This is a genomic window from Rubritalea sp. (assembly GCF_039830215.1).
Lineage (GTDB): Bacteria > Verrucomicrobiota > Verrucomicrobiia > Verrucomicrobiales > Akkermansiaceae > Rubritalea.
This window is the reverse complement of sequence record NZ_JBDOPO010000299.1, coordinates 1-3,112: the sequence shown is the minus strand read 5'-3', so window position 1 is coordinate 3,112 and position 3,112 is coordinate 1. Positions and strand designations below refer to the sequence as shown.

Sequence of the window (3,112 nt, the reverse complement as noted above, 5' to 3'; positions counted from 1 at the left end):
GACTAGGCTACCCCATGGAACTGGGTTCCAGCTAAGGTCGTTGTACAGATTTGAAAAGTCTCGATCGTACTCAGGGTCGTTTAGGAATGCATCAATATAAGTGTCTAGCGTGAGCCAAGAGTGGCTTCGATTATTACGTTTTGTGATGAGATTATTGCGTGCTCCTATGCGGGCAATGGACCAATTCCGATAATCATCAATCGCGCTGAAACGTGCAACATCGCTGGTTCTAGGGCGTTCGGTTGGAGTGAGTCGATCAATCTTGCTGTCGTCTTCATCAAGTTCATTAGTGGCGAGGACTGAGACGTTGGTGTAGGGCTGAATGACATGCATTAGCTCATTGAGACCCCATTGTTTACTTTGCACAGAGGAGTAAGTTCTGGTGAACTTCATCGCTGCATCTAGGCCTAGGTAGCCGTGTGGGCTGCTATGCGAGTTTCCGTCTGCTCCCTCATCCCAATAGTAGGAGTAGCCAGCTCCAGCACGCGGTGTGACAGTGATGCCATTAGCGACTTCAAATGGACGAGAAAGTTCTTGGTAAGTATGTAGCCGACCGAAACTATTGTCGCCGAGTAGTCGTTGGATCTCACTGTTTCGTTCAGTTGTTGTTGCTGCGTTTTCAGCCTCGGAGCGCAAGCGGACGGGATCAGAGCTTCCTAACTCTTCTTTGTAGTAGCCGATAGAGCTTGAGCCCTCATGTAGGATAGAGCTGTTGAAAATGGGTCTTTTAGCGTGGTCTAGATAAATTTCTGGAAGCCGGGTGTCAGCTTCATAAAAATCGTTCAACTGCAGGCGAGTGAAAGCTCCTAACTGGTATCGGTCACTGCGTTGCTGAATTCCAATAATGTTATCTGGTTGTGGGTTCAGCGTGTAGTTTCTAGGTTCAAAGTCCTCTAAGTAATGACGGTCACTAAGATATGTTAGATTTGCGTCAGCGATAGTGGTGGTCGATGGGGAGTTGTGCCAGTCGAATCGATACTTAAGTTCTAACTTGTAGCGATTACTATCGATTTGCTCTCGGGGGAGAGAAGTCCTAGAGATTGTTGGGTCTATATCAGTAGCGTAATATGTTTTGAGCCAGCCTAGGTTGCGGTTGCTGTCGAGCCTTTGATCTGTAAAATCGACTCCGACACCGATGCCTCTTTTAGATCTGATGTCAAAAAGCCATTCTGAAAGAAGCCATTGGTCTTCCTTCCTTCCTGAAATAGGATTTTCTTTGCCACCCAACATGATGCCGTATTTGTTGAGTAAGAAAGCGCCCCAGTTGGATCTAGAGCCAGGGGTGAATTGGTAGCCTAACTCAGACCCCATCGATTGAGAGAGGTAGGGCAGCCAAAAGATCGGTGTGTCACCAGCGTAGAGTTTTAGATTTCTAAAAATGATTTCCTCTTCTGGGTAGACTTCAATTTTTTTTGCGCGAATCCAAAAATTGGGGTTTTGTCTATCATGAGTAGTTAGTCCTGCATTTTTACCGATGAAAACACGCTTGCCGTCAATAGTTTTAGAGGTGAATGTGTCCGAATCTAGCAAGATGGGATCCATGCTGGTTTTGAGACCTTTGGTATCTAATTGCTCTGTGCCGTAGTTGTAGGACGCTCTTGCTCCGCGATGTAGGACGGCATTTTGGTAGATGCTGACATCCCCATTGAGATGGATGACTTGTTTCGTGGTGTCTATGAATGCCTGTTTGGCAAATATTTGAATGCCATTATCAGTGTAGACCTGCACGCCACCTAAATAGCGTATTAGCCCAGTCTCACCATTGTATTCAGCTCCATTGTTTGACGTGATGCGTACATTGTCAGGCATCGTTGGGGTGAGCTGCAGGTCTAGCCCTCCATGTTGTAGTTCGCCATCTCCTTGAGCATGGCTGTAGCTAGCAACTGAAATCAGAATTGCAGCTAAGCTGGGAGCGAGTCGGTTCATGCGCGTTATTTAGACCTTTGATGGGCCATAGAGTAAAGATGAAAGCTGCAAATTGATAAGTTGACCTTAGATCTAAGAATTGGCATTTATAATAGAAGTGAAAATGGTAGTAGGAATTGTAGGCGCTTCGGGGCTGATCGGCTCAGAGTTAGCCAATGCATTTATTGAGCTGGGTGTGCAGGTAGTGCGGATATCTCGTACCAAGCGTGAGGTAGTTGATCAAGAGTGGCGAGTACTTGATCAGCGCTGTCTCGAAGGGCTGGATGTGGTAATTAATTTGGCGGGGGAGCCTATTGGCCAAAGGTGGTCAGAGGGTAACCGGGAAAAATTTTACGAGAGTCGTGTGGGAGTAACTCAATGCTTGCATCGTTGGATTCTAGCTTTGCCTTTGCATAAGCGTCCGAGTGTCTGGTTGAATACTTCTGCTGTAGGAATCTACGGAGATCGAGGTGGAGAGGAATTAGATGAATTATCTAGTTTGGGTGAAGGGTATCTTGCTGAACTTTGTGCGGATTGGGAGAACGCAGCTAACGCTGAGCCTATCAGTGGATGCAAAGTGCTTAAACCAAGGATCGGAATAGTATTGGATAGTGATGCAGATGCTTGGCTGAAGATGAAGAGGCCGTTCTTGTATGGAGTAGGGGGGAAACTTGGAACCGGTAAGCAATGGTTTCCATGGGTTCATTTGCAAGATGTCGTCGGAGCTTTGGTGTTTCTATCTCTTTCGTCACATCCAGAAGGAGTGTACAATATTGTAGCGCCAGAGCCCGTTACTAACACCTATTTCACCAAGGCTCTGGGGAGAGCATTATCCAGACCAGCAGTATGCGCAGTGCCAGCTTTCGTATTGGGCTTGATCTTGGGGGATTTTTCGCAGGCTTTACTGGCTAGCCAAAGAGTGATTCCTAATAAATTGGAGGCTTTAGGTTTTAAATGGGAATACAGAACGCTCGAAGCTGCTCTTATAGAGCTTTGTGACCACTAAGATTGAGGTCAAATATATGGAGTGCAAAAAAGATTTTAATGCGCCTTTCTTGTTTTTATTCAGTGGGTTACAAGTTGCTCTCTAAAAGAAAAATAAAAAAAGTGTCGAAAGGTCTTGCGCGGAGTCTGGGAATATGTAGATTGCGCCCCGCCTCACCTGCCACAGGGAGCGCGAGAGAAACTAATTTCAGCTCTTCGAGAC

At 46.3% G+C, this 3,112-nt stretch carries 2 protein-coding genes; one reads left to right on the top strand and one right to left on the bottom strand.

Going from position 1 to position 3,112, the window contains the following annotated elements; genetic code table 11:
* On the bottom strand, positions 1–1,926 hold a 1,926-nt coding region (locus ABGY95_RS09890), incomplete at its 3' end, for a hypothetical protein (RefSeq protein WP_347441517.1).
* Between the two features lie 79 nt (positions 1,927–2,005).
* Between ABGY95_RS09890 and ABGY95_RS09885 the strand changes: the two genes are divergently transcribed.
* A complete protein-coding gene (locus tag ABGY95_RS09885; protein WP_347441516.1) occupies positions 2,006–2,911 on the top strand; it encodes a TIGR01777 family oxidoreductase in 906 nt (301 codons plus the stop codon).
* Positions 2,912–3,112: the final 201 nt, after the last annotated feature.